A 21,467-nucleotide genomic window follows, 5' to 3' on the forward strand; every position below is an offset into this window, starting at 1 on the left:
GAGGACGCGACCGTGAGCTATCAGATCAGCGTGCTGGACAAGAGCCCGGTAGCCGAGGGCGCTTCGCCGGAGCAGGCGCTGCGCAACAGCCTGCAGCTGGCGCAGCGCGCCGAACAGCTGGGCTATCACCGCTACTGGTTTGCCGAGCACCATGCCGCACCGACGTTGGCCAGCCCTGCACCGGAAGTGCTGGCGGCCTGGGTGCTGGCGCAGACCCGGCGCATCCGCATCGGCAGTGGCGGGGTGATGCTGCGCCACTACGCGCCGTACAAGGTGGCGGAGAACTTCAACCTGCTGGCGGCACTGGCGCCGGGGCGCGTCGATCTGGGCGTGGGCAAGGCCCCCGGCGGCCTGCCGGCCTCGACTGCCGCGCTGGCAGCCGGGCGTCCGCCGTTCGCCGACTTCGACCAGCAACTGCGCGACCTGGAGGGTTATCTGGCCGGCGCCGAAAGCGAGGCGCTGGCGCGGCCGGTTCCGCAGCAGGCGCCGGAGCGTTTCCTGCTCGGCGCAAGTCCACAGAGCGCAAAGCAGGCGGCCGAACTGGGCTGGCGCTTCGTCTACGCCGCGCACTTCGATGGTGACCCGAAGCACATCGAGGCCGCGTTCGACGCCTATCGCAGCGTCGCCTCGCAGCCACCGCTGCTGGCCACGGTCGCCTTCGCCGCACCGACTGCGGAAGCCGCTTCGCGTCATATCGGTGCGCTGCGCGTCTACAAGCTGCACCTCGGTCCCGGGCAGGCGGTGAACCTGCCCAGCGCCGAGGCAGCTGTCGAGTACGCGCGCCAGGTGGGCGTGGCCGACTTCCGCATCGAGGAAACGCGCCCCAGCGTGCTGTCCGGCGATGCGCAGCACGTGCGCGGCGAACTGGATGCGCTGCACCGGCGCTTCGGCGTGGGCGAGTTCATCCTCGATGCGCCGGTGGCCGACCTCGATGCACGCCTGACATCCCTTGAACTGCTGTCGCCCTCGCCGCGCGCGGCGGTGGCCTGACCTGCAGGAGCGATTCCCATGAGCACGACCCCGCGCCACATTCCGTTCGGCATCATGCTGCAGGGCCCCGGCAGCCACATGCATGCCTGGAAGCATCCATCCAACCCGGCCGATGCCAGCGTCAACCTGCAGTTCTACATCGACATCGCGCGCACCGCCGAAGACAATGGCATCGCCTTCGGCTTCGTGGCCGACGGCCTGTACATCAACGAGAAGTCGATCCCGCATTTCCTCAACCGTTTCGAGCCGATCTCGCTGCTGTCGGCGCTGGCCACGGCCACGAAGAAGATCGGCCTGGCCGGCACGCTGTCGACGTCCTACAGCGACCCATTCACCGTCGCCCGTCAATTCGCCTCGCTGGATCTGCTCAGCGGCGGCCGCGCCGGCTGGAACGTGGTGACGTCGCCGTTGGAGGGCTCGGGTCGCAATTATGGCCGCCCACATCCCGAGCATGCACTGCGCTACCAGATCGCCGACGAGTACCTGGAGGTGGTGCAGGGGCTGTGGGATTCCTGGGATGACGATGCCTTCGTGCGCGAGCGCGACAGCGGTACGTTCTTCGCGCCGGAAAAGTTCCGCCGCCTCGACCACAAGGGCCGCTTCTTCCAGGTGGAAGGCCCGCTCAACATCCAGCGTTCGCCACAGGGCCAGCCGGTGATCTTCCAGGCCGGTTCGTCCGACGATGGCATCGCGCTGGCCGGCAAGTACGCCGATGCGGTGTTCACCCATTCGCCGTCGCTGGAAGAAACCCGCGCGTTCACCCAGAAGGTGAAGAACTCGGCGATCGCGCATGGCCGTAGCGGCAACGACGTGAAGATCTTCCCGGGCATCGGCCCCATCGTTGGTCGTACCGCAGAGGAGGCTGAAGCCAAGTACCAGGCGATCGCCGCACTGGCCACGCTGGAGGATGCACTGGCCTACCTCGGTCGCTTCTTCGATCACCATGATTTCAGCCAGTACGATCCGGATGCGCCGTTCCCGGAGCTGGGTGAGATCGGCAGCAACTCGTTCCGTTCCACCACCGATCGCATCAAGCAGGATGCGCGGGAGAAGGGGCTGAGCCTGCGCCAGGTGGCACTGGAAGCCGTGAGTCCACGACCGAACTTCATCGGCACGCCGGAGCACGTGGCCGATGAGTTGATCCGCTGGTTCGATGCCGGTGCCAGCGACGGCTTCATCCTCGGTTTTGCGGCACAGCGCGAAGGCCTGGACGATTTCGTGACCCAGGTGCTGCCGATCCTGCAGGCGCGCGGCTACCACCAGCGCGAGCTGGAAGGGCAGACCCTGCGCGAGCATCTGGGCCTGCCGTACAAGGCCAGCCGCCATTCGACCGATGCAGAGCCGGCGCGGAAGGCGGGGTAGGGCAATGCGCGGAGACACTGCGGCAGCACCGGGCCATACCCGGCGGGATTCCCAAAGGACGGGCGTATTACCCGAGATCGCGGCACGCGCCGAGGCCACCATCGCGATCCGCCATGACCTGCACCGCCACCCGGAGCTGGCCTTCGAGGAGCACCGCACCAGTGCCCGTGTGGCCGAGTTGCTGCAGCAGTGGGGCTATGAGGTGACCACCGGTCTCGGCGGCACCGGCGTGGTCGGCACATTGCAGCGTGGGCAGGGGGGCCGTCGGCTGGGGCTGCGTGCGGACATCGATGCCTTGCCGATCCACGAAGACTCGGGGCTGGCCTACGCCAGCCAGACCGACGGCCTGATGCATGCCTGCGGCCATGATGGTCACACCGCCATCCTGTTGTCCGCCGCGCATTACCTGGCCCATCACGGCACTATCGACGGCACCTTGCAGCTGGTGTTCCAGCCAGCCGAGGAAACCGGCTCGGGTGCATCGAAGATGATTGCCGACGGCCTGTTCGAGCGCTTCCCGGTGGATGCGATCTATGGGCTGCACAACTGGCCGGGCGTGCCGGTGGGCCACTTTGGCTTCGTCGACGGCCCGGCGATGGCGTCGGTCGACTGGGCGCGGCTGAAGGTGATCGGCAAGGGCGGCCACGGTGCCGAGCCGCAGGGCAGCGTGGACCCGATCCTGGTCGCCGCGCACATCATCACTGCATTGCAGAGTGTGGTGTCGCGCAATGTCGACCCGCGGCAGATGGGCGTGGTCACCGTCGGTTCGATCCATGGTGGGCAGGCCGCCAATGTGATTCCGGACGTGGTCGAGCTGAAGCTGACCGTGCGCGCCTACCTGCCCGAGGTGCGCGACACGCTGCGCCGCCGGGTGACCGGAATTGCCGAGCAGACCGCCGCCGCTTTCGGGGCACGCGCCGAAATCGAGTTCCCGCGTGGCTTCCCCAGCGTGATCAACCACCCGCAGCAGACCGCCTACATCCGCAACGTGGCCATACAGGGCTTCGGCCACGAACAGGTGGTGCCGGAGTTCGCGCCGCGCACCGCCAGCGAGGACTTCGCTTTCCTGTTGCAGGCGCGGCCCGGGAGTTTCGTGTTCGTCGGCAACGGCGACAGCGCGCCGTTGCACAGCCCGCGCTATGTGTTCAACGACGCGGCCATCGCACCGGCCGCCAGCCTGTGGGCGCGACTGGCCGAAGACTATCTGGTGAAGGACGTGGCATGAGCAGCAACGAACGCTTCCTCTATACGTCGGTGGATGATCCATTGGCGCGGCCGCTGTTCGATGGCCTGGAGCAGGAGTACGACAGCCGTTACGCCGACGTGCGCCGACGCATCGGCGGCAGCGCCCGCGAGGAGCTGCAACGCTATCCGGCGCAGGCCTTCGCGGCGCCGGTAGGGGCGTTCGTGCTGCTGCTGCGCGATGGTGTGGCGATCTCCGGCGGCGCCTTCATGCCGCACCGCGATCCGGACACCGCCGAATTCAAACGCATCTGGACGCTGCCCGGGCTGCGCAGGCAGGGCATCGCGCGTCGCGTGCTTCAGGAACTGGAAGACCAGGCGGCGCGGCAAGGGTACCGGCGGGTGTTCCTGACCACCGGCTTCCGCCAGCCTGAAGCCGTCGGCCTGTACCTCAGCCACGGCTATACCGCGCTGTTCGACTTGCAGGCCGATCCGGAAACCATCGCGCATCTGCCGTTCGAGAAGCACCTGAGCGTATCGGCGCCGGTCGTTGTGCCATCACAGGCCATGCTGCACGGAGCCCACGCATGAGCACGCCTTCGACTGCGCTGGATGGCATTGCCGCACCCCCCGCGCCAGCACCGGCGCTGAAGATCGTGCCGGCCCGGCATCCGCTGCAGGTCTTCGGCACGGTGCTGGCACTGGCGCTGATCCTGATCGGGCTGCAATCCGTGCTGGGCAATCCGCGCTGGGGCTGGGGCACGTTCGCCGAGTGGTTCTTCGCGCGCCCGGTGCTGGAAGGCCTGGGTCGCACGCTGCTGCTGACCGCACTCGGTACTGGCCTCGGTTTCGCGCTGGGCACCTTGCTGGCGTTGGCCCGCGTGTCCGGCTCGCCGCTGCTGTCGGCGGTGTCGTGGGGCTATGTATGGCTGTTCCGTTCGATCCCGCTGCTGGTGCTGTTGCTGCTGCTGAACAACTTGGGCTACCTGTACAGCACCATCGAGCTGGGCGTGCCGTTCACCGGCATCAGCCTGTTCTCGTACCCGACCACGCAGCTGATCGGCGTGTTCACCGCCGCAGTGCTGGGCCTCACCTTGAATCAGGCCGCGTTCTCGGCCGAAGTGATCCGTGGTGGCATCCTCTCGGTCGACCATGGCCAGTACGAGGCGGCAGCGGCACTTGGCCTGCCGCGTGGCCGCCAGGTGCGCCGCATCATCCTGCCGCAGGCGATGCGTTCGATCCTGCCGGCCGCGTTCAACGATGTGATCGGCCTGGCCAAGAGCACCTCGGTGGTCTACGTGCTGGCGCTGCCGGAGCTGTTCTACACCGTGCAGGTGATCTACCGCCGCAATCTGGAAGTGGTGCCGCTGCTGATGGTGGCCACGGTCTGGTACCTGGTGATCCTTACCGTGCTGTCGCTGTTGCAGCGGCGCGTGGAGCAACGCTTCGCGCGCGGCCAGCTGCAGCGCGAGCGCTCGGTGTCGCGGGTGTCATCGCCCCCGCGTGTGCAGGGCGAAGCCGCACCGCGCGTAGCAAGCCGCCCGCGTATCGCCACCCAGGTTGAAGCGGGCGAGGGCGCGGCGGTGTCGCTGCATGGCGTAGGCAAGGTGTTTGGCGACCAGCCGGTGCTGGAAGACGTGAACCTGGACCTGCGCGCCGGCAGCGTGACCGTGCTGATCGGCCCTTCGGGCGCCGGCAAGTCCACGCTGCTGCGGCTGATCAACCACCTGGAACGCGCCGACGGCGGTTACGTGACTGTCGGCGGCCAGCTGATCGGCTACCGCCGCGAGGGCGACACCCTGTACGAGCTGCCCGAGCGCGAGATCCGACGCCGCCGTGCAGAAGTGGGCATGGTGTTCCAGGGCTTCAACCTGTTCCCGCACCTGACCGCGCTGGAGAACATCATCGAGGCACCGATCGCGGTGCGTGGCGTGCCGCGCGCGCAGGCCGAGCAGCAGGCGCGCACGCTGCTGGAACGGGTCGGCCTGGCCGACAAGGCCGATGCCTTCCCGCGCCAGCTGTCCGGTGGCCAGCAGCAGCGCATCGCGATTGCCCGCGCGCTGGCCCTGCAGCCGAAGGTGCTGCTGTTCGACGAACCGACGTCGGCGCTGGACCCGGAACTGGTGGCCGAGGTGCTGAGCGTGATCGAGGAGCTGGCCCGCTCCGGCACCACGCTGGTGATCGTCACCCATGAGCTGAGCTTCGCCCGCCGCGTGGCCGACCACGTGGTGATGATGGACCAGGGCCGGGTGATCGAGCAGGGCACGCCCGAGGTGCTGTTCGAACGCCCGCGCCAGCAGCGCACCGCCGATTTCCTGGCCAAGACCCTGTAACCGAGAGAGGAACACCATGAGCCCTGCAGCACCGCGTCGTCCCTCGCGCAGCACCCTGTTGATCGTGGGCGTGCTGGTCATCGGCATCACCGGCATCGTCTATTCGCGCGTGCGGCAGGCACCGGATGCCGGCGCCGTGGCCGCGACCAGCCTGGCCGGTGCGAACACGGCGGTGTTGAAAGGCACGTTCGATCCAGAGGCGCAGGCATTGATCCCCTCGGGGTATCGCTTCGTCACGCCCGGGTCGTTCACCGTGGCCACCCATCCAGGGCAGCTGCCGCTGGCCGACTACGGGGCCGACAGCAAGGACGTTGTGGGCATCGAGCCCGACATCGCGCGCCTGATCGCCGATGCGCTGGGCCTGAAGCTGGTGATCGTGCCGGTGGCCTGGGCCGACTGGCCGCTGGGTCTGGAATCAGGCAAGTACGATGCGGTGCTGTCGAACGTGACGGTTACCGAAGAGCGCAAGAAGAAGTTCGATTTCTCCAGCTACCGTTTCGACCTGCTGGGCATCTACACGCGCGCAGACGGGCCGATCCAGAAGATCGAGAAGCCGGCCGATGTGGCCGGGCTGAAGGTGGTGGTGGGTGCCAGCACCAACCAGGACCAGATCCTGCGGCAGTGGGACCAGCAGAACATCGCGGCGGGATTGAAACCGGTGGAGTACCAGTACTTCGATGACGCCGTGGTCGGGCGGCTGGCGGTGATCACCGGCCGTGCCGATGTGTCGTTCGAGCCCAACGCCACCGGCGCCTATTCCGCACGCGACGGTAAGGTGCGGCGCGTCGGCCTGTTCCCCGGTGGCTGGCCGAACGCTGCGGCGATCTCGGTGACCACGCGCAAGGGCAGCGGCCTGGCTGATGCAGTGACGCAGGCGCTGAACACCCAGATCGCCAGTGGCACCTACGCACAGGCGCTGAAACGGTGGAATGTGGCCGAGGAAGCCGTGCCGCAGTCGCAGACCAACCCGCCGGGATTGCCGACGTTGCAATGACACCGGGCGTGCGTTGCAATGACACCGGGCGTGGCCCGGCGCGACCTCCGCTTTTGTAGAGCCGAGCCATGCTCGGCTGCTTTACCAACGCGCCTCCAGCGTTCTGAACGGTTTCGCCAAGCGCACGCCCTCGGCGTCGAAGTCGGAAACGCTGCGTCCGTCCACACGCACCGTCTTCGGCATCGTGCGCGCCGGCCACCAGACCTTCACCGCCGTTCCGCCGCGCAGCCCTTTGCCAAGCCCCACCCTCAGCACTCCGTCGCGCTGCCGCGCCTGCATCTGCAACGTGCCATACGCCGTCGGCAGGCGTTCCACCGCCAATCCATTCCCCGCCACCCACGAGGGCGGTGTGCCCGGCAGCAGCGAGAGCGCATCATCGTCTTCGCGCATCAGCATGCCGAACAGGGTGCGGCCGTATTCGGCGCCGATCCAGGTATGCGGCATGTCGCCGAGGTAGCGCGGGAAGCGCAGCCGTGAATGCACTACTTCGGCCAGCACCTGCCATTCAAGCGGGCGCCGGTCATGAAGCAGGCCCTGCAGCAGCTCGTCAGCCACGTCTGGCTGGCCCAGGTGCACATAGCTCAGCACGTTGCGGATCTCGTACGGCGTGTAGGCATACAGCGCACCGGGCTGGCTGCGCTTGCGCACGTCTTCCAGGTAGCGGGCGAAGGTGGTCCGCAACGCATCTGCCGGCAACACGCTCTGCGCGCCGGTCGGGTCCAGGGCGATCGACACGCCGGTGGGGTCACCATCGCCAAGATCGGCCGATGACGGAATGAAGTCGATGCCCTTCCACGCCATCGTTGCGCGGATCGAGGCACGCAATGCGTCGTACAGCGCTTTGTACTGCTCGCGCGCCCAACGGGCGGTTTCGTGGTCGCCCAGCGCCTCGGCCAGCCACGCGCCGTCGTGCCACCCCTTCAGGCCCCAGTAGTCATCCCAATAGCTGTGGGTGGGTGATGGATAGCCCTCATGGCTGATCGATGGTGCAAGGATGCCCGCAAAGCGTTCCGGGGCAGGCTGGTCAGCCTTGTATCCGGGCACCAGCGTGCGCTCGCGCAGTTCCTGCAGGAAGTGCAGCGCGGCCTTCACCTTCGGTAGGTAGTCACGCACCGACTCGGGTCCGCCGTCCAGCCGTGCAACGTCGGCGACGAGCGCCACGTACTGGCCCTGGCTGTCGTACTCGATGTCCGAACCGAAGCCGGTGTTGACGCTGCCATCGTCATTGAGGATCGGCGAGACCAGGCCGTTGGCATGTACGCCGTGTTCGCTGTACCAGGCCAGGTAGTCGCGCGCGACCTTGGCCTCGCCCATGCGCAGCAGCACGGCCGAGGTGGCCATGCCGTCGCGGATGAAGGAGCGGTTGTAGTTGCGCGGGCCGGGCTGCATCGCCGGGCCGGTCTGGTTGATCAGCATGTAGGCGGCCTGCGCGCGCAGCATGTCCACCAGTGATGGGTCGGGCAGGCGCAGGCCGACCTGGCCCAGCCGTGCCTGCCAGTCCGCGGACGCCTGCGTGGCCAGTGAATCGAACGCCGCATTGGCATCGCGGGGAAGCGTGGCCAGATCCAGCGCAGGCGCTTCGGGCAGCACGCCATTGGCATCCGCGGCGGCGGTGCCCAACGGGAACGCGACCACGATGGCATCGCTGGTTCCCGGCGCCAACGAGACGCGGTAGTCCAACGCAGCCGAGGCAAGACCCTGGTCATCATGCGCCTGTTGCGCGGAAGGCAGTTGGCCGGCAGCGATGTCCGCGGTGATTTCCGTGGCGCCATCCCTGCCGAACGGCGCCGCGCCGGACGCAGCCACTGGCGTGAGCGACTGCAGCAGCGTGCGGCCATTGATGCGCACGGATTGCCTGTCGATGGCCACATCGCGGATCGGCGACAGCCCGCCGTTCTGCCATGGCGGGTTCATCTGCATCGGGCGCACGACCAGGCTGAGCGTGCCGTCGATCCGGGTTTTTCCGGTGTTGTGCAGGCGATGACGCAGGAACGTTACCGGCTGGCCGTTGCGCTCGATGGCGAATACCTCGCTGCGCAACTCCAGCCCGGGCTGCGGTGACCACGTAGCGGAGGGCATCGGCTTCCAGCCATCCCGCAGCGCGTGCTGTATCGGCTGTCCTGCCGCGCCAGCGGCGCGGCCGTCAGCACTTCGCCAGATCGGCTGCACCAGTGGCGCGCCCTTGAAGGCTTCCAGATTGCCGTATTCGTCGAAGATCGACTTCTGCCGGCCTGCATGCACGCCCACTGCGGTCCAATAGGTCTGCTGCATCTGCAACGACGCCGGGAACAACGCGCGCTGCGCGCCGCTGGCAGTGATCTGGTAGCGCTTCATCGGCGTCATCACGGCTTTCGGGCCGAGCAGGCGCAGGCGCGCGATCTGCGGTGCAGCGCCGTCCACGCTCAGGCGGAATGTACGTAACGGTTGTGCTGCAGTGGCGGCCAGCCAGCTTTGTCGATGATTGGCCGCTTGTGCATCGTGTGCGAGGTCCTGCCAACGGCCCTGTGCATCCTGCACCTGCAGTCGCGCGGCGCCGCGCGCGCCATCGGCCCAGTCGACGACCAGGCCAGCCGTTGATTGGGCCCGCGGCAGCGTGATCTCGAACGTATGGGATCCATTTGCCCCGGCCGGCATCGCGACGGTGCCGCCGCCTTGCCAGAGCGCCGCTGCCTGCGTTGCATCGATACCGCTGATGCGTGCGCTGAGCGTGCTGTCCAGTGGCTCCATCTCGAAGATCGACACGCCCCAATCGGAGGTGCGCTGCGGGCTGGCCAGCCGCAGGTAGCGTGCCTGCCGCGGCGCGAAGTACAGCGTTTCCACGTCGCCCAGCGAATCGGCCATCGTGTACGCGGTCTGCCACTGCGTGCCGTCCAGCGAGGCCTGCAGTGAATAGCCTTCCGGATTGGAGACATCCCAGGTAAGGCGCGCACCGGCCAGCAGGGTGGGCGCGCCCAGATCGATCTGGAACCAGTGGCCGGGGCTGAAGGCGCCGCCGGTCACGGTCTTCGGGTCGCCGTCGATCAGGTGGCCGATCGCCATCGCCGGTACCTGCTGCGAGGAACTGCTGGCCTGCCATTGGCTGCGCGGGGGGAGGGTCTGTGCCTGTGCGCTGGAGGCCAGGGCGGCCAACAGCAGGGCGGCGGCAGATCGCCATGGGATAGCTGAGCGGGAGACCTTGGAGCGTTCGGCGCGCAACGTCATTACGGACTGCCTCGCAGGTTCGACCGGAATCGGGCGAGCGCTACGCTAGCAAGGGATGTAATCGGTTACATGACGCACTGCAGCGCCGCAGGCCGCTTCCGTGGTTGACGCAGCCGAGCATGGCTCGGCTCTACATGGCTTCCGGCAGGTCAAACGGCATCCCCCGCTAAAGCTCCACCGTCTCCCACCATCGCGTACCCGCCTGCGGCGCCTGCATGTCCAGTGCTTCGCCCATCATCGGCGTGGCCACCGGCACATTCTTTGCGGCGGCCAATGCAGTGATGCGCTCGAACGGCTGCTGCCATGCGTGCAGGGCCAGATCGAAGGTGCCGTTGTGGATCGGCAGCAGCCACTTTCCGCGCAGGTCCAGGTGCGCCTGCAGGGTCTGTTCCGGTTGCATGTGCACGAACGCCCAGCGCGGATCGTAGGCGCCGGTCTCGATCATGGTCAGGTCGAACGGTCCGTACTTCTCGCCGATGGCCTTGAAGCCATCGAAGTAGCCGGTGTCGCCGCTGAAGAAGATGCGGAAGTCGCCGTCCTGGATCACCCATGACGCCCACAGGCTGCGGTCGCTGTCACCCAGCCCGCGGCCGGAGAAGTGCTGGCCCGGGGTCGCGGTCAAGCGCAGGCCACTGGCTTCAGTCGACTGCCACCAGTCCAGCTGTTCCACCTTGCTGGCGTCCACACCCCATGCAATCAGCTGGTCGCCGACGCCGAGCGGTGCGATGAAGCGCGCGGTCTTGCCGGCCAGCTGCATTACCGCGGCACGGTCGAGATGGTCATAGTGGTTGTGCGAGAGGATCACGCCGGCGATGGGCGGCAGTTCGTCGATGCTGATCGGCGGTGCGTGGAAGCGCGCCGGCCCCATCCACTGCACCGGTGAGGCGCGCTCGGAGAACACCGGGTCGGTCAGCCAGTACTGGCCAAGCAGCTTCAGCAGGATCGTGGAGTGCCCAAGCCGGAACAGGCTGCGATCCGGCGCAGCATCCAGGGAGGCGCGGTCCAGCGGCTGCACCGGAATCGGGTGGGCGGGCACGGTCCCCTTGGGCTTGTTGAACAGGAACGTCCACCAGATCTCCGCACCGTCGCGCAGGCCCATCGCCGGACGGGGCAGGGCATTGCGGAACTTGCCGTCGCGGTACTGCGGCGAATCGGGGAAGTCGGGGAGGGACCAGGACTTGCAGAAGGTGTAGGCGGTCACGGCGAGGATTCCAAGCAGGAGGACAAGGAGCAGGCGCTTCATGGGTGACGTCCGCTGGGTACACTGCACAGTGTAGTTTCACATTTTTCAAAAGTACACTACTGGGTGTAAAATGGTGGCGTCCGTTCAGCTATCCGGTTTCCGCCATGCCCCGTGCCCCACAACGCCTGACCGACCGCAAACGCGAGGCCATCGTGCGCGCGGCGGTGGAGGAGTTCCGTGCATCGGGCTACGAGGCGACCAGCATGGACCGCATCGCCGAGGTGGCCGGGGTCTCCAAGCGCACCGTCTACAACCACTTCCCGAGCAAGGAAGCGCTGTTTTCGATGATCCTGGAGGAGCTGTGGGAACGCAGCGTGGCCAGCGACGCACTGCCGTATCGCGCGGACCAGCCGTTGCAGGCGCAGCTGCTGCAGTTGCTGGGCCAGAAGCTGGAACTGCTCAGCGATGCCAACTTCATCGACCTGGCACGGGTGGCGATGGCCGAGGTCATCCACTCACCGGAGCGGGCGCAGGCCATCGTCTGCCGCATGGGCGAGAAGGAAAGTGGCGAGAGTGCGTGGATCCGCGCAGCGATCGCCGATGGCCGGTTGCGAGAGGTTGATCCGGAATTCGCCGGCCACCAGCTGCATGGGCTGGTGAAGAGCTTCGCGTTCTGGCCGCAGGTCACGATGGGGCAGCCACCATTGACCGCGCAGGAACGCGCACGCGTCGCCGAATCGGCGGTGGCCATGTTCCTGGGTTTCTACGCGGTCTAGCTGGCGGCGAAGCGACGGAACTCGTCGGCCGGCAGTGCGGCCGAGTACAGATAGCCCTGGCCGACATCCACGCCCAGCGCGCGCAGGTGCTGTTCCTGCGCCAGGGTTTCGGTCCCCTCGGCCACCACGATCGCGCCGCAGCGGTGCGCGACTTCGACGATGAAGCGAACGATCGACTGCGACTTGGCGTCGGACAGCGTGGCGATCAACGCCTGCTCGATCTTGACCTCGGCGATGGCCAGCTGCGAAAGCAGGATCAGGGTCGAATAGCCCGCGCCGAAATCATCCAGCGACAGGGTGACTCCGGAGGCCATCAGCTGTGCGATGTTGGCATCGACCACATCGCGCTCGACGATTTCGGTCCACTCGACGATTTCCAGGCGCAGCATCGCGCCGGGGATGTCGCGCAGCTGCAGCAGTTCCTGCAGGCGCAGGCCGAAGTCGGGCAGGCGCAGGGATTCGGCTGACACATTGACTGCGATGGTCAGCGCCGCGCCGTCCTGCCGGCAGTGCTGCAGGAAGTGCACCGCCGACTGCAGCGTGGCCCATTCCAGGTCTGCCAGCCGGCCCTGCCGGCGCAGCAGCGAGATCACCCGCATCGGTGCAATCGGCCGGCCTTCGCCATCGCGCATGCGCAGCAGCGCTTCGGCGCCGACCAGCTGGCGGTCCTGCAGGCGATGCTTGGGCTGGTAGCACAGCGGTGCGTCGCCCTGCTGCAGCCAGCGTTCGAGGGCGACTTCGATCAGGGCGTCGATCTCGCCGTCGCGCTGGATCGGGTCGTCGAAGAACACGACGCCGGATTCGATCGCGCTCAGTGCCACGGTGATCGCGCGGAACGGAAGATGTCCTTCGTCGGCATCAACGGGGGGCTTCAATTCAACCACCGCACAACGGAACAGTGGCCGGAAGCCAGGCCAATCGCGGCCGACCCGATCGGCCAGGTTGCTGGCCAGCTCGGTGATCTGCGGTTGTATGCGCAGTTCGGACAAGGTCATGCCGCGCACCAGGATCGCCAGCGCGGCATCACCGAACTGGTAGACCTCCACGTCGTCCACCGCCAGCGATGGCAGCAACCGGTGGACGTCGGCCGGTGTATCGCGCTGCCACAGGCCGTTGTCCTGCAATGGCCCGTAGCGCAGGCGCAGATCGCGCAGGTTGCCCATCTCGGCCACGATCAGGCAGGCCTTGCCGATGCCGTCGTTGTCGCGCCAGTACCGCTGCAGGCGTTCACCGAGCGCACGCATGTTGGGCAGGCCGCTGATCGGATCGATGCGCAGCCACGCCTGTTCGCGCTGGCGCTGCGCATCGATCTGGGCATCGTTGTAGACCAGCGCGAACACTGCGCCGAGTACCAGCAGCGAGACCGGCAGTGCCAGCACGCGCTGGATTGCCAGTTCGGCCACCGGTAGTTGATCGGCCCCAATGATCGCCACACCCAGCGCCAGGCCCAGAGCGGTCATCCCGATACGCACGGACCACGCCTGCAGGATCATGCGTGGCGAGAGTTCGTTGAGCATGCGCGGGTGCAGGCGCCTGCGCAGCCAGACGCCGGCCACCATCTGCAACACGGCCTCGAGGCTGGCAGGCAGGAAGAACTGGGTGCCGACGAACTGGTAGCGGGCGAGCAGGGCGGCGGCCAGGCAGGCCAAGCCGCCGCGCCAGCCACCGAGCAGGCCACTGACCAGCAGGATGTCGAAGCCGAGGTGCAGCTTGACCACACCCTGGGTGTAACGGGCCACGAACCAGGAATTGAACAGGTAGATCAGGCCCAGCGCTACGCCGACATACAGGCGCCGTCCTTCAATGGCGTGCCCGGCGCGACGGGTGGCGATCAGCAGCACGCCGATCATGCCGATCACCGCCGTGGCCTGCAGCAGGTACAGCGGCAGGCTGGGCAGGGCGCTGTCCAGGACCTGGGCCGAGACCCGTGAAAGCGCATCCATAGCAGGTTCCCGCCTGTGACCGACGGCCAGTGACGAGCAGGGTAAACCACAGGCGCCTGTGCGGCCACCAAGGGCCAGGCCAAGGTCCCTGCGGTCAGTAGCGCGGGTCGGCGATGGCGGGCAGCACCAGTTCGCGCACGAAGGAGGACGGTGACAGCTGCAGCAGGGTGCGTACCATCGCCACGACATCATGGACCGGAACCAGTGCGCCGTCGCCGCGCGCTGCGGCGCCCGCTACCGGCACTGACAGTGCATCGTCGGTGTTGAGGTAGCCCAGCTGCAGGCTGGTTACCGCCAGGCGCCGATCCCGGAAGCCTTCGCGCAGCGCATCGGCGATGCCGTTGAGCGCGAACTTGGATGCGCCGAACGCCACTTCCGGGCGGCCGCTGCGCGGCAGCGCCGAGGTCGAGCCGGTCAGCACCAGCTGTGGACGTGCTGCGCCCAGTACCCTCGGCAGCAGGCGCCGCAGCAGCACCAGGGTGGCGGTGATGTTGACGTCGACCAGCTGGGCAAGCGCGGCATCGCTTTCGTCGAGGAAGGCGTACTCGTCGCTGAAGGCCGTCTCTTCCCAGATGCCCAGGTTGTGGATGAGCACATCCAGATCGGCCGGCGCCTGCGCTGCGATGTGATTGGCAGCAAGTGTGGGCTGGGACAGATCCGCTTCGATCCACTGCAGGGTGACGCCCTCGGGGCATTCGAGGTCGTGCGGGCGGCTGCGCGAAACGCCGATGACGGTGTCGCCCGCACTGCACAGGCCTTCGACGAACGCTCGACCGAGGCCCCTGCTGGCGCCGATGACCATCAATTTCATGTGGCTTCCTTGTTGTGCTGCGGCGGCCTCAGTCGGCCGCCAGAATGGTGTCCCAATCGGCGAACGCGCGCAGGCCGCTGCGTCCGGCGGTGATGATCGAGGAGGTGTTGTCGAGCTGGCAACGGTATTGCGGCTGCAGCCCGGACGCCCGCGCGGACACGGCCATGGCGTGTACCAGCTGTCGCGCGTGACCGCGACCGCGGGCCTCGGGCAGGGTCAGTACGCCCATATCGGCGAAGGCTGGATCCAGGCTCCAGGGGTACATGCTTCCCGCAGCGACCAGGCGCTCGCCGTCGAAGGCACCGAACACCTGCCAGTGATCCAGCTCGACCCATGCGGCATCGAGATCGTCCTCGCTGGCGGTGGCCTGGAACGCGTTGAACGCTGCCGCGTCGGTCGCGCCGAGGCGGCGGATATGTGGTGGGGCAGGGTGTTCGGCGAGGGCGGCGAGTGTTGCGGTGGGGAAGTAGAAGACACGATCCGCGCCGTGCGTATGCTGGCCGAGCTGCTGCAAGCGCTGTTGCAGCTGCGCCAGTGTCCAGTGCGGTTGCGCACGCAGTTGCAGGCGAGCGGCCAGGGCAGGACGCAACAGCGCTCGGGCGGGGCCCGCGACCGGCTGTAACAGCATGCCGTCCTCACCCTCATCGACATCATCGCTGCACGCCAGGTGCAGCTGCGGCCCCTGCTGCAACGTGCGCTGGCCGGCGAACACGCGCTGCCAGGCAGCATCGATCAACGGGGAAATCGCATCATCCATGACAAACGGTTCGCTCAGTGTCGGGGCAGTTCAACCTGCAGGCCTGCGGCCTTCCATTCGGGATAGCCGGCGGCCAGTCGCTGCGCGCTGAGGCCGGCTTCGCGCAGCATCATCACTGCATCGTTGGACAGCACGCAGTAGGGCCCGCGGCAGTACGCGACAATGTGGACGGCGCGCGGCAGTTCGTCCATCCGCGCGTGCAGTTCAGTTGCGGGAATGTTCAGCGCGCCGGGCAGGTGGCCCAGATCGAATTCCTCGCGCGGCCGCACGTCCAGCAGTACCACGCTGTCGCGTTGCTCCAGCAGCTGCTCGACGGTCAGCCCTTCCAGTGCATCGCGGCGCTGCAGGCTGTCGGTGAGGACGCCCTGCATTTCGCTGCGCTGGTGGTCGGCATAGTCGCGCAGCGCGGCCAGCAGGTTGGCCAGTGGGCCGTCAGCGCTGCGGTAGAGGATGCGCTTGCCGTCACGGCGGGTCTGCACCAGGCCGGCACGACGCAGCTGCTGCAGGTGCTGGGAGGTATTGGCCACCGACAGGCCGCTCAGTTCGGCCAGGCGCTCGACCGCACGCTCGCCTTGGGCGATGTGCTCCAGCAGGGCCAGGCGGTGCGGGTGGCCCAGGCTGCGGGCGATCTCGGCCAGCGCTTCCAGCGGGGACGGCGGCAGCTCGGTTGCAGCGTTCATGCCGGGCACGCTAGCATCGATCTATCATTCAAGCAAATAATTGAAGGTTGGCGGAATGAGTGGCTGGGCGACGACATTGGTGATCGACGCGGTAGTGATCGGCGTGGGCGCGACCGCGCTGATGGATCTGTGGGCGTTGCTGCAGTGCAGGCTGCTCGGCATTCCGTCGCTGGATTTTGCGATGGTCGGCCGCTGGCTCGGCCACCTGCGGCGTGGGCGCTTCCGCCATGAGGGCATTGGTCGTTCGCTGCCGGTGGCCGGCGAGCGCGCGCTGGGGTGGACCGCGCATTACGTGATCGGTGTGGTCTTCGCCGCGGTGTTGCTGGCCGTGGTCGGGAACGGTTGGGTGCAGGCACCGACCCTGTGGCCGGCGCTGGCCTTCGGCATTCTCAGCGTTGCCGCGCCGTTCTTCATCCTGCAGCCGGGCATGGGCGCCGGCATTGCCGCTTCGAAGACCCCGGTGCCTGGCAAGGCGCGGCTGCGCAGCCTGGTGGCACACAGCGTGTTCGGCGCAGGCATGTACCTTTCCGCGCTGCTGTGGGCCGGGGTCCGTGCAGGATGAGCGAGAATCCGTGGGTCACCGGCAGCAGGAGCATCCCGCCATGGAAGCACCCGATCCCTTCACTGATGGCATGCCGCTGCCGTGGGCGTGGCGGGAAACATTGGCCGATGCGCGCATCGAGCGACAGTCGATCGGCGTATCGCGCGCAGACGTCGCCCGTGTGCATCGCCCGGGACAGGCTGATGCCTTCCTGAAATCGGAAGTGATCGACGCCTTCAGTGAGCTGGGCGATGAAATTGCCCGCCTGCGTTGGCTGCAAGGCCAGGGGCAGCCGGCGCCTGCAGTGATTGCCACTGCCGAAGAAGCGGGCCGGCGCTGGTTGCTGATGAGCGCGCTGCCCGGCCGCGACCTGGCCTCGTCGCCTGAGCTTCCGCCCCAGCGCCTGGTGGAACTGCTGGCCGATGCGCTGCGGGGCCTGCATGCCATACCTGTGGCGGCCTGTCCGTTCGACCAGCGGCTGGCCTCGCGCCTGCAGGCCGCGCAGGCACGGGTCGAGGCGGGCCTGGTCGACGCCGATGACTTCGATGACGAGCGCCTGGGGCAGAGCGCACAGCAGGTGTTCGCCGAACTGCGCGCTACCCGGCCCGATCACGAGGATCTGGTGGTCAGCCACGGCGACGCCTGCCTGCCGAACCTTTTGGCAGCCGAAGGCCGTTTCAGCGGCTTCATCGACTGTGGCCGGCTGGGTGTGGCCGATCGCTACCAGGATCTGGCGCTCGCCGCGCGCAGCCTGGTCCACAACTTCGGCGACACGCGCTGGGTCGCGCCGCTGTTCCGGCGCTATGGCGTTGTGCCCGACGAACGGCGGCTGGCGTTCTACCGTCTTCTCGACGAGTTCTTCTGAAACCTCGGAGGGCAGCGTAGGCAGGGCTGAACGGTGCCCTGCCGGCGGATCCGGGCGCCCTTAAAAGTGGACGAACGTTCGTTCACTATTTGTGGCATGAACCGAACCGACCGCAACGGGCAACGCATCGCGCAGATCCTGCAGGCCGCCCTGCAGTGTTTCCTCGTGAAGGGCTTCCACCAGACCAGCATGCGTGACATCGCGCAGGCGGCCGGCGTCAGCCTCGGCAATCTCTACAACCACTTCCCGGGCAAGGAGGCGATCATCCTTGCGGTGGCCGTGGCCGAAGGCGAGGAACTGGCACCGTTGCTGCAGCGACTGGCCGCGTCCGATGGCGAGCGCGCACGGGTGCTGGTTTTCCTTCAGGACTTCCACGCACTGTGCCGGCAACCGGAGTGGGCAACGCTCGCCGTCGAAGTGCTGGCCGAGAGCGCACGCAATCCGGCCGTGGCCGAGGCATTTGCGGCCAATCGCAGGCAATTGCAGGCGACGCTGGCCGAAGCCCTGCAGCAGGTGGCACGGCGCGAACGTCGGCGCCCCGTGCTGGCCCCGGCACTGCAGGCACAGGTGCTGCTGGATGCCATCGAAAGCGATGCCCTGCGCCGAGGGCTGGGCGAAGCCGGGGGCACCGATGAGGCATCGCTGGATCTCGGCCTGCTTGCGCTGCTGCTGGGCGCACGCGCATGAGCGCCGTCGACCGGCGACTGCACGGCGTTGATCTGGCGCGTTACCTGGCCTTGGCCGGCATGGTGCTGGTCAACTTCCGCCTGGCGATGGCCGTGCCGGCAGAGGGCGCCGGATGGTTGGCAGGCGTCTTCCACTTTCTGGAAGGCAAGGCTTCGGCGACGTTCGTTACGCTGGCCGGGTTGGGCCTGGTACTGGGCACGCATCGGCAGGGTTGGTGGCCGGCCAGTGTGCAGACCTGGCGGCGCGCACTGTTCCTGCTGGTGCTGGGCCTGCTCAACCTGACGCTGTTCCCGGCCGATATCCTGCATTACTACGCGGTGTATTTCGCGCTGGCCGTGCTGTGGATGCGGGCCTCGCCGCGGGTGTTGCTGGCCAGCATCGTGGGGATCGCGGCCTGTTCGTTCTGGGCGTTGCTGCACTGGGACTACAGCCAGGGATGGAACTGGCAGACGCTGGAATACGCCGGTCTGTGGCAATGGCCGGGCGCGGCCCGCAACCTGCTGTTCAACGGGTTCCATCCGCTGCTGCCGTGGCTGTGCTTCTTCCTGCTGGGCATGCTGCTGGCGCGGCTGCAACTGTCGCAACCGCGGGTCCAGCGCGCGCTGCTGGTGCTGGGCCTGATGCTGATCGTGGCTGGACATGGCGTGCAGCAGCTTGCGCAGGGAACGCCCTGGCAGGCGTGGCTGGGAACGCAGCCGATGCCACCGGGACCGGCCTACGTACTCACAGGCGCGGGCGCGGCCTGCAGTGTCATTGCAGCCTGCCTGTGGCTGACGCGTGTACGACCGGGTGACTGGCTGGAACCGCTCACCGCGGCCGGGCGCATGACCCTGACCCTGTACGTCGGCCATATCCTGCTGGGCATGGGCACGCTGGAAGGCCTGGGCCTGCTTGATGGCAGCGCGTCGCTCGCGTCGGTGCTGCTGTGGGCATTGTTGTTCCTGATGCTGGCCACGAGCGCAGCGTGGCTGTGGTCCTGGCGGTTCGCGCGGGGCCCATTGGAAGCGGTGATGCGACGCGTCGCCGGCTAGCACTTTGGTCGCGCAGGCACGATGTTGTGACGGACATGTCTGTGTCGCGGCCCGCGCATCTGCGATAGTGGCGGCAGGTAATACTCTCCGCTTGCATCCATGTCATTCGCTTCGGCGCAGCATCTCGGCGAAGTCCTTCAGCAGTCCTATGGCATCACCGCCAATGCCGTGGTGCCACGCCCGGTTGGCGCCGATGCCAACGCCAGTGTGTATCGCATCGATGCACGGCGCGGGCAATGGTGGTTGAAGTGCCGCAGTTACCAGGTTGCCCCTGCCGTCTGGGACACCCTGCATTGGCTGCGCGGCACGCTGGGCATCGAGGAAATCGTCGCGCCCTGGCCGGCCCTGACCGGTGGAGCGTCAGTGCAGCGCTGGGGCCTGCAGTTCACCCTGTTCCCGTATGTGGAAGGCCAGTCCGGCTTCGAGGCGGCGTTGAGCCGCACGCAGTGGCAACGATTGGGCGAGGTGCTGCGGCGCCTGCACGAGGCGTGCCCGCCACCGGCGCTGCAGGAGGCGCTGCCGAGCCTGCGGATGGAAACCGCGGCGCTTGATACGGTCGGGCAATGGCTGGCCGGCGAGGGCTTGGCGGCCGCCAGGGATGGGCTGGGCCGCGCCTTCGTATCCGTCTGGGACCAGCAGCATGCGCGCATCGCGGCGCTGCATGCGCAGGCACTGCAGCTGCACGCGGCGTTGCAGAATGTCCCGGTGCGGCTGCACCTGTGCCACACCGACCTGCATGCCGGCAATCTGCTGATGGGCAATGACGGCAGCCTGCACCTGATCGATTGGGATGGCCTGTCGCTGGCCCCGCGCGAGCGCGACCTGATGTTCATCGGTGGCGCGGTCGGTGGGCGCTGGGGGCGCGAGAACCCGTTGGGGTTCGAGGAAGGCTATGGCAGTGACCGCGGCGATCCACGCTGGATCGCCTGGTACCGGCACTGGCGCATCCTGCAGGACCTGATCGAGTTCCAGCAGGTCCTGCTGGGCAGTGATGGAGAGGACCGTTCGCCGCAGCTGCGCCGGCAGTCGCTGCATTTCCTCAGCGAACAGTTCGCACCGGGCAATGTATTCGACGCGGCAGAGCGGGTGTATCGCGCGCTGTAGATCCACGCCATGCGTGGATGGCATTTCCACGATGAACCCTCACGCTGCGCGATGAGTCGAGCATGGCTCGGCTCTACAGGGGGCCGCGGTGTCTGCGCGGGGTGTGGATCTACTCTGCGGGCTTGGCCGCTGCAGAGGCCGCCGCGCTTGCAGCGCGGCGTGACAGCACGGCTTCGCGGTGGGCGATGTAGGCGTTGGCGGCGAGGATGATGCCGGCACCGATGATCGTCCAGCGGTCCACCGTTTCGTTGAACAGCAGCCAGCCGAACAGCGTTACCAGCGGCAGCTGCAGGAAGCTGATCGGGGTCAGGGCGGAGACTTCGCCCAGCCGTAGCGCGCGGGTCCACAACAGCTGGCCGACGGTGCCGAGCACGCCGGTGGCCAGCAGCCACAGCCAGGCCGACCCGGTTGGCCAGGCCCAGACGAACAGCGCCGGCACCAGCGACAGCGGCACCCAGAACACGTAGGTATAGAGCACCACGGTATCGGCACTGTCGACGCGGGTCAGCTGCTTGATCTGGATCGCCACCAGCGAGCTGAGTACCGCCGCACCCACCGCGACCAAGCTGCCGGCGGTGAAGCCGGCGGTGCCGGGACGCACGATCACCAGCACGCCGATGAAGCCGACCACGACCGCGGCCCAGCGGCGCACGCGCACGGTTTCACCCAGCCACAGCACGGCGGCAATCGTGACGAACAGCGGCGTGGAGTACGACAGCGACACCGCCTGCGCCAACGGCAGGTGGCCCAGTGCCCAGAACGCGCACAGCATCGAGCCCAGGCCAATCGCACTACGCACGAAATAGCGCGGCAGCTGCTGCGTCTTCAGCGGCGCACGGCCCGGCCGCAGCAGCATCGGCAGCAACGCCAGCAGGCCGAAGGCATTGCGGAAGAACGCCACTTCCTGGGTCGGAACGTAGCGTGTGGCATAGCGGATCGCTACCGCCATCAGGCCGAACGCCATCGTACTGCCGAGCATCAACAGCGCCGCCCGCATCGGAGTGGCGCCGGGGGAGAGGGCGAGAGT

At 67.5% G+C, this 21,467-nt stretch carries 19 protein-coding genes; 12 read left to right on the plus strand and 7 right to left on the minus strand.

The window, feature by feature from the left end:
• Positions 1 to 12: 12 nt before the first annotated feature.
• The 6 genes from AC5P56_RS12690 to AC5P56_RS12715 are packed head-to-tail and all read left to right on the plus strand — an operon-like array spanning position 13 to position 6,861.
• Complete coding sequence (locus tag AC5P56_RS12690) at positions 13 to 990, plus strand: MsnO8 family LLM class oxidoreductase (protein ID WP_495231700.1); 978 nt, start codon at positions 13 to 15, stop codon at positions 988 to 990.
• An 18-nt stretch (positions 991 to 1,008) separates the two neighbouring features.
• Entirely contained in the window at positions 1,009 to 2,352 is a 1,344-nt protein-coding gene (locus AC5P56_RS12695; RefSeq protein WP_241886727.1) for an LLM class flavin-dependent oxidoreductase, read from the plus strand.
• A 4-nt stretch (positions 2,353 to 2,356) separates the two neighbouring features.
• Positions 2,357 to 3,577 (plus strand): M20 aminoacylase family protein, encoded by a 1,221-nt coding sequence (locus AC5P56_RS12700; protein ID WP_495231701.1) that lies wholly within the window; start codon positions 2,357 to 2,359, stop codon positions 3,575 to 3,577.
• Positions 3,574 to 4,125 carry a GNAT family N-acetyltransferase gene (locus AC5P56_RS12705; protein ID WP_046430282.1) on the plus strand — a complete coding sequence of 184 codons (552 nt, stop codon included), beginning with the start codon at positions 3,574 to 3,576 and terminating at the stop codon, positions 4,123 to 4,125. The genes AC5P56_RS12700 and AC5P56_RS12705 overlap by 4 nt, the downstream gene beginning before the upstream one ends.
• Positions 4,122 to 5,867 carry an amino acid ABC transporter permease/ATP-binding protein gene (locus AC5P56_RS12710; protein WP_288496650.1) on the plus strand — a complete coding sequence of 582 codons (1,746 nt, stop codon included), beginning with the start codon at positions 4,122 to 4,124 and terminating at the stop codon, positions 5,865 to 5,867. The genes AC5P56_RS12705 and AC5P56_RS12710 overlap by 4 nt, the downstream gene beginning before the upstream one ends.
• A gap of 16 nt (positions 5,868 to 5,883) precedes the next feature.
• Positions 5,884 to 6,861, plus strand: coding sequence for an ABC transporter substrate-binding protein (locus AC5P56_RS12715; RefSeq protein ID WP_111206783.1), 978 nt, complete (start codon positions 5,884 to 5,886; stop codon positions 6,859 to 6,861).
• 81 nt (positions 6,862 to 6,942) lie between these two features.
• Here AC5P56_RS12715 and AC5P56_RS12720 read toward each other — a convergent pair whose 3' ends face one another.
• Positions 6,943 to 10,062, minus strand: a complete 3,120-nt coding sequence (locus tag AC5P56_RS12720; RefSeq protein WP_495231702.1) for a galactose-binding domain-containing protein — start codon at positions 10,060 to 10,062, stop codon at positions 6,943 to 6,945.
• Between the two features lie 166 nt (positions 10,063 to 10,228).
• Positions 10,229 to 11,305 carry an MBL fold metallo-hydrolase gene (locus tag AC5P56_RS12725; RefSeq protein WP_495231703.1) on the minus strand — a complete coding sequence of 359 codons (1,077 nt, stop codon included), beginning with the start codon at positions 11,303 to 11,305 and terminating at the stop codon, positions 10,229 to 10,231.
• Between the two features lie 104 nt (positions 11,306 to 11,409).
• On the opposite strand from AC5P56_RS12725, the gene AC5P56_RS12730 reads away from it, so the two are divergent.
• Complete coding sequence (locus AC5P56_RS12730) at positions 11,410 to 12,021, plus strand: TetR/AcrR family transcriptional regulator (protein WP_014646907.1); 612 nt, start codon at positions 11,410 to 11,412, stop codon at positions 12,019 to 12,021.
• On the opposite strand, the gene AC5P56_RS12735 is transcribed toward AC5P56_RS12730, so the two are convergent.
• The 4 genes from AC5P56_RS12735 to AC5P56_RS12750 form a co-directional block, all read right to left on the minus strand.
• A complete protein-coding gene (locus AC5P56_RS12735; protein WP_495231704.1) occupies positions 12,018 to 13,964 on the minus strand; it encodes an EAL domain-containing protein in 1,947 nt (648 codons plus the stop codon). The two genes, AC5P56_RS12730 and AC5P56_RS12735, sit on opposite strands and share 4 nt — an antisense overlap.
• Before the next feature lie 94 nt (positions 13,965 to 14,058).
• Positions 14,059 to 14,775, minus strand: a complete 717-nt coding sequence (locus AC5P56_RS12740) for an SDR family NAD(P)-dependent oxidoreductase (RefSeq protein ID WP_495231705.1) — start codon at positions 14,773 to 14,775, stop codon at positions 14,059 to 14,061.
• Positions 14,776 to 14,803: 28 nt separating this feature from the next.
• Positions 14,804 to 15,532 (minus strand): GNAT family N-acetyltransferase, encoded by a 729-nt coding sequence (locus AC5P56_RS12745; RefSeq protein WP_495231706.1) that lies wholly within the window; start codon positions 15,530 to 15,532, stop codon positions 14,804 to 14,806.
• Between the two features lie 14 nt (positions 15,533 to 15,546).
• Positions 15,547 to 16,212, minus strand: coding sequence for a metalloregulator ArsR/SmtB family transcription factor (locus tag AC5P56_RS12750; protein WP_241886730.1), 666 nt, complete (start codon positions 16,210 to 16,212; stop codon positions 15,547 to 15,549).
• 55 nt (positions 16,213 to 16,267) lie between these two features.
• Between AC5P56_RS12750 and AC5P56_RS12755 the strand changes: the two genes are divergently transcribed.
• From AC5P56_RS12755 to AC5P56_RS12775, 5 genes are all read left to right on the plus strand, one after another.
• Positions 16,268 to 16,774, plus strand: a complete 507-nt coding sequence (locus tag AC5P56_RS12755; RefSeq protein ID WP_495231707.1) for a DUF2938 domain-containing protein — start codon at positions 16,268 to 16,270, stop codon at positions 16,772 to 16,774.
• A gap of 40 nt (positions 16,775 to 16,814) precedes the next feature.
• Positions 16,815 to 17,618: an APH(3')-II family aminoglycoside O-phosphotransferase gene (locus AC5P56_RS12760; RefSeq protein ID WP_197561182.1), complete on the plus strand. Its 804-nt coding sequence runs from the start codon at positions 16,815 to 16,817 to the stop codon at positions 17,616 to 17,618.
• 96 nt (positions 17,619 to 17,714) lie between these two features.
• Positions 17,715 to 18,305 carry a TetR/AcrR family transcriptional regulator gene (locus AC5P56_RS12765; protein ID WP_049440788.1) on the plus strand — a complete coding sequence of 197 codons (591 nt, stop codon included), beginning with the start codon at positions 17,715 to 17,717 and terminating at the stop codon, positions 18,303 to 18,305.
• Entirely contained in the window at positions 18,302 to 19,336 is a 1,035-nt protein-coding gene (locus AC5P56_RS12770; protein WP_495231708.1) for a DUF418 domain-containing protein, read from the plus strand. The genes AC5P56_RS12765 and AC5P56_RS12770 overlap by 4 nt, the downstream gene beginning before the upstream one ends.
• A 99-nt stretch (positions 19,337 to 19,435) precedes the next feature.
• On the plus strand, positions 19,436 to 20,440 hold the full coding sequence (locus AC5P56_RS12775; protein ID WP_495231709.1) for a phosphotransferase: 1,005 nt from the start codon (positions 19,436 to 19,438) through the stop codon (positions 20,438 to 20,440).
• Positions 20,441 to 20,549: 109 nt separating this feature from the next.
• On the opposite strand, the gene AC5P56_RS12780 is transcribed toward AC5P56_RS12775, so the two are convergent.
• On the minus strand, positions 20,550 to 21,437 hold the full coding sequence (locus AC5P56_RS12780; RefSeq protein WP_049406338.1) for a DMT family transporter: 888 nt from the start codon (positions 21,435 to 21,437) through the stop codon (positions 20,550 to 20,552).
• Between the last annotated feature and the right edge of the window lie 30 nt (positions 21,438 to 21,467).

The sequence above is a fragment of the Stenotrophomonas sp. YJH_SMC_131 genome (assembly GCF_059367975.1).

What these genes read in the sequence shown, in the direction of transcription:
- AC5P56_RS12695 (WP_241886727.1), top strand. Translation starts at nt 1,009, where the DNA reads ATGAGCACGACCCCGCGCCACATTCCGTTCGGCATCATGCTGCAGGGC.
- AC5P56_RS12700 (WP_495231701.1), top strand. Translation starts at nt 2,357, where the DNA reads ATGCGCGGAGACACTGCGGCAGCACCGGGCCATACCCGGCGGGATTCC.
- AC5P56_RS12705 (WP_046430282.1), top strand. Translation starts at nt 3,574, where the DNA reads ATGAGCAGCAACGAACGCTTCCTCTATACGTCGGTGGATGATCCATTG.
- AC5P56_RS12710 (WP_288496650.1), top strand. Translation starts at nt 4,122, where the DNA reads ATGAGCACGCCTTCGACTGCGCTGGATGGCATTGCCGCACCCCCCGCG.
- AC5P56_RS12715 (WP_111206783.1), top strand. Translation starts at nt 5,884, where the DNA reads ATGAGCCCTGCAGCACCGCGTCGTCCCTCGCGCAGCACCCTGTTGATC.
- AC5P56_RS12720 (WP_495231702.1), bottom strand. Translation starts at nt 10,062, where the DNA reads ATGACGTTGCGCGCCGAACGCTCCAAGGTCTCCCGCTCAGCTATCCCA.
- AC5P56_RS12725 (WP_495231703.1), bottom strand. Translation starts at nt 11,305, where the DNA reads ATGAAGCGCCTGCTCCTTGTCCTCCTGCTTGGAATCCTCGCCGTGACC.
- AC5P56_RS12730 (WP_014646907.1), top strand. Translation starts at nt 11,410, where the DNA reads ATGCCCCGTGCCCCACAACGCCTGACCGACCGCAAACGCGAGGCCATC.
- AC5P56_RS12735 (WP_495231704.1), bottom strand. Translation starts at nt 13,964, where the DNA reads ATGGATGCGCTTTCACGGGTCTCGGCCCAGGTCCTGGACAGCGCCCTG.
- AC5P56_RS12740 (WP_495231705.1), bottom strand. Translation starts at nt 14,775, where the DNA reads ATGAAATTGATGGTCATCGGCGCCAGCAGGGGCCTCGGTCGAGCGTTC.
- AC5P56_RS12745 (WP_495231706.1), bottom strand. Translation starts at nt 15,532, where the DNA reads ATGGATGATGCGATTTCCCCGTTGATCGATGCTGCCTGGCAGCGCGTG.
- AC5P56_RS12750 (WP_241886730.1), bottom strand. Translation starts at nt 16,212, where the DNA reads ATGAACGCTGCAACCGAGCTGCCGCCGTCCCCGCTGGAAGCGCTGGCC.
- AC5P56_RS12755 (WP_495231707.1), top strand. Translation starts at nt 16,268, where the DNA reads ATGAGTGGCTGGGCGACGACATTGGTGATCGACGCGGTAGTGATCGGC.
- AC5P56_RS12760 (WP_197561182.1), top strand. Translation starts at nt 16,815, where the DNA reads ATGGAAGCACCCGATCCCTTCACTGATGGCATGCCGCTGCCGTGGGCG.
- AC5P56_RS12765 (WP_049440788.1), top strand. Translation starts at nt 17,715, where the DNA reads ATGAACCGAACCGACCGCAACGGGCAACGCATCGCGCAGATCCTGCAG.
- AC5P56_RS12770 (WP_495231708.1), top strand. Translation starts at nt 18,302, where the DNA reads ATGAGCGCCGTCGACCGGCGACTGCACGGCGTTGATCTGGCGCGTTAC.
- AC5P56_RS12775 (WP_495231709.1), top strand. Translation starts at nt 19,436, where the DNA reads ATGTCATTCGCTTCGGCGCAGCATCTCGGCGAAGTCCTTCAGCAGTCC.
- AC5P56_RS12780 (WP_049406338.1), bottom strand. Translation starts at nt 21,437, where the DNA reads ATGCGGGCGGCGCTGTTGATGCTCGGCAGTACGATGGCGTTCGGCCTG.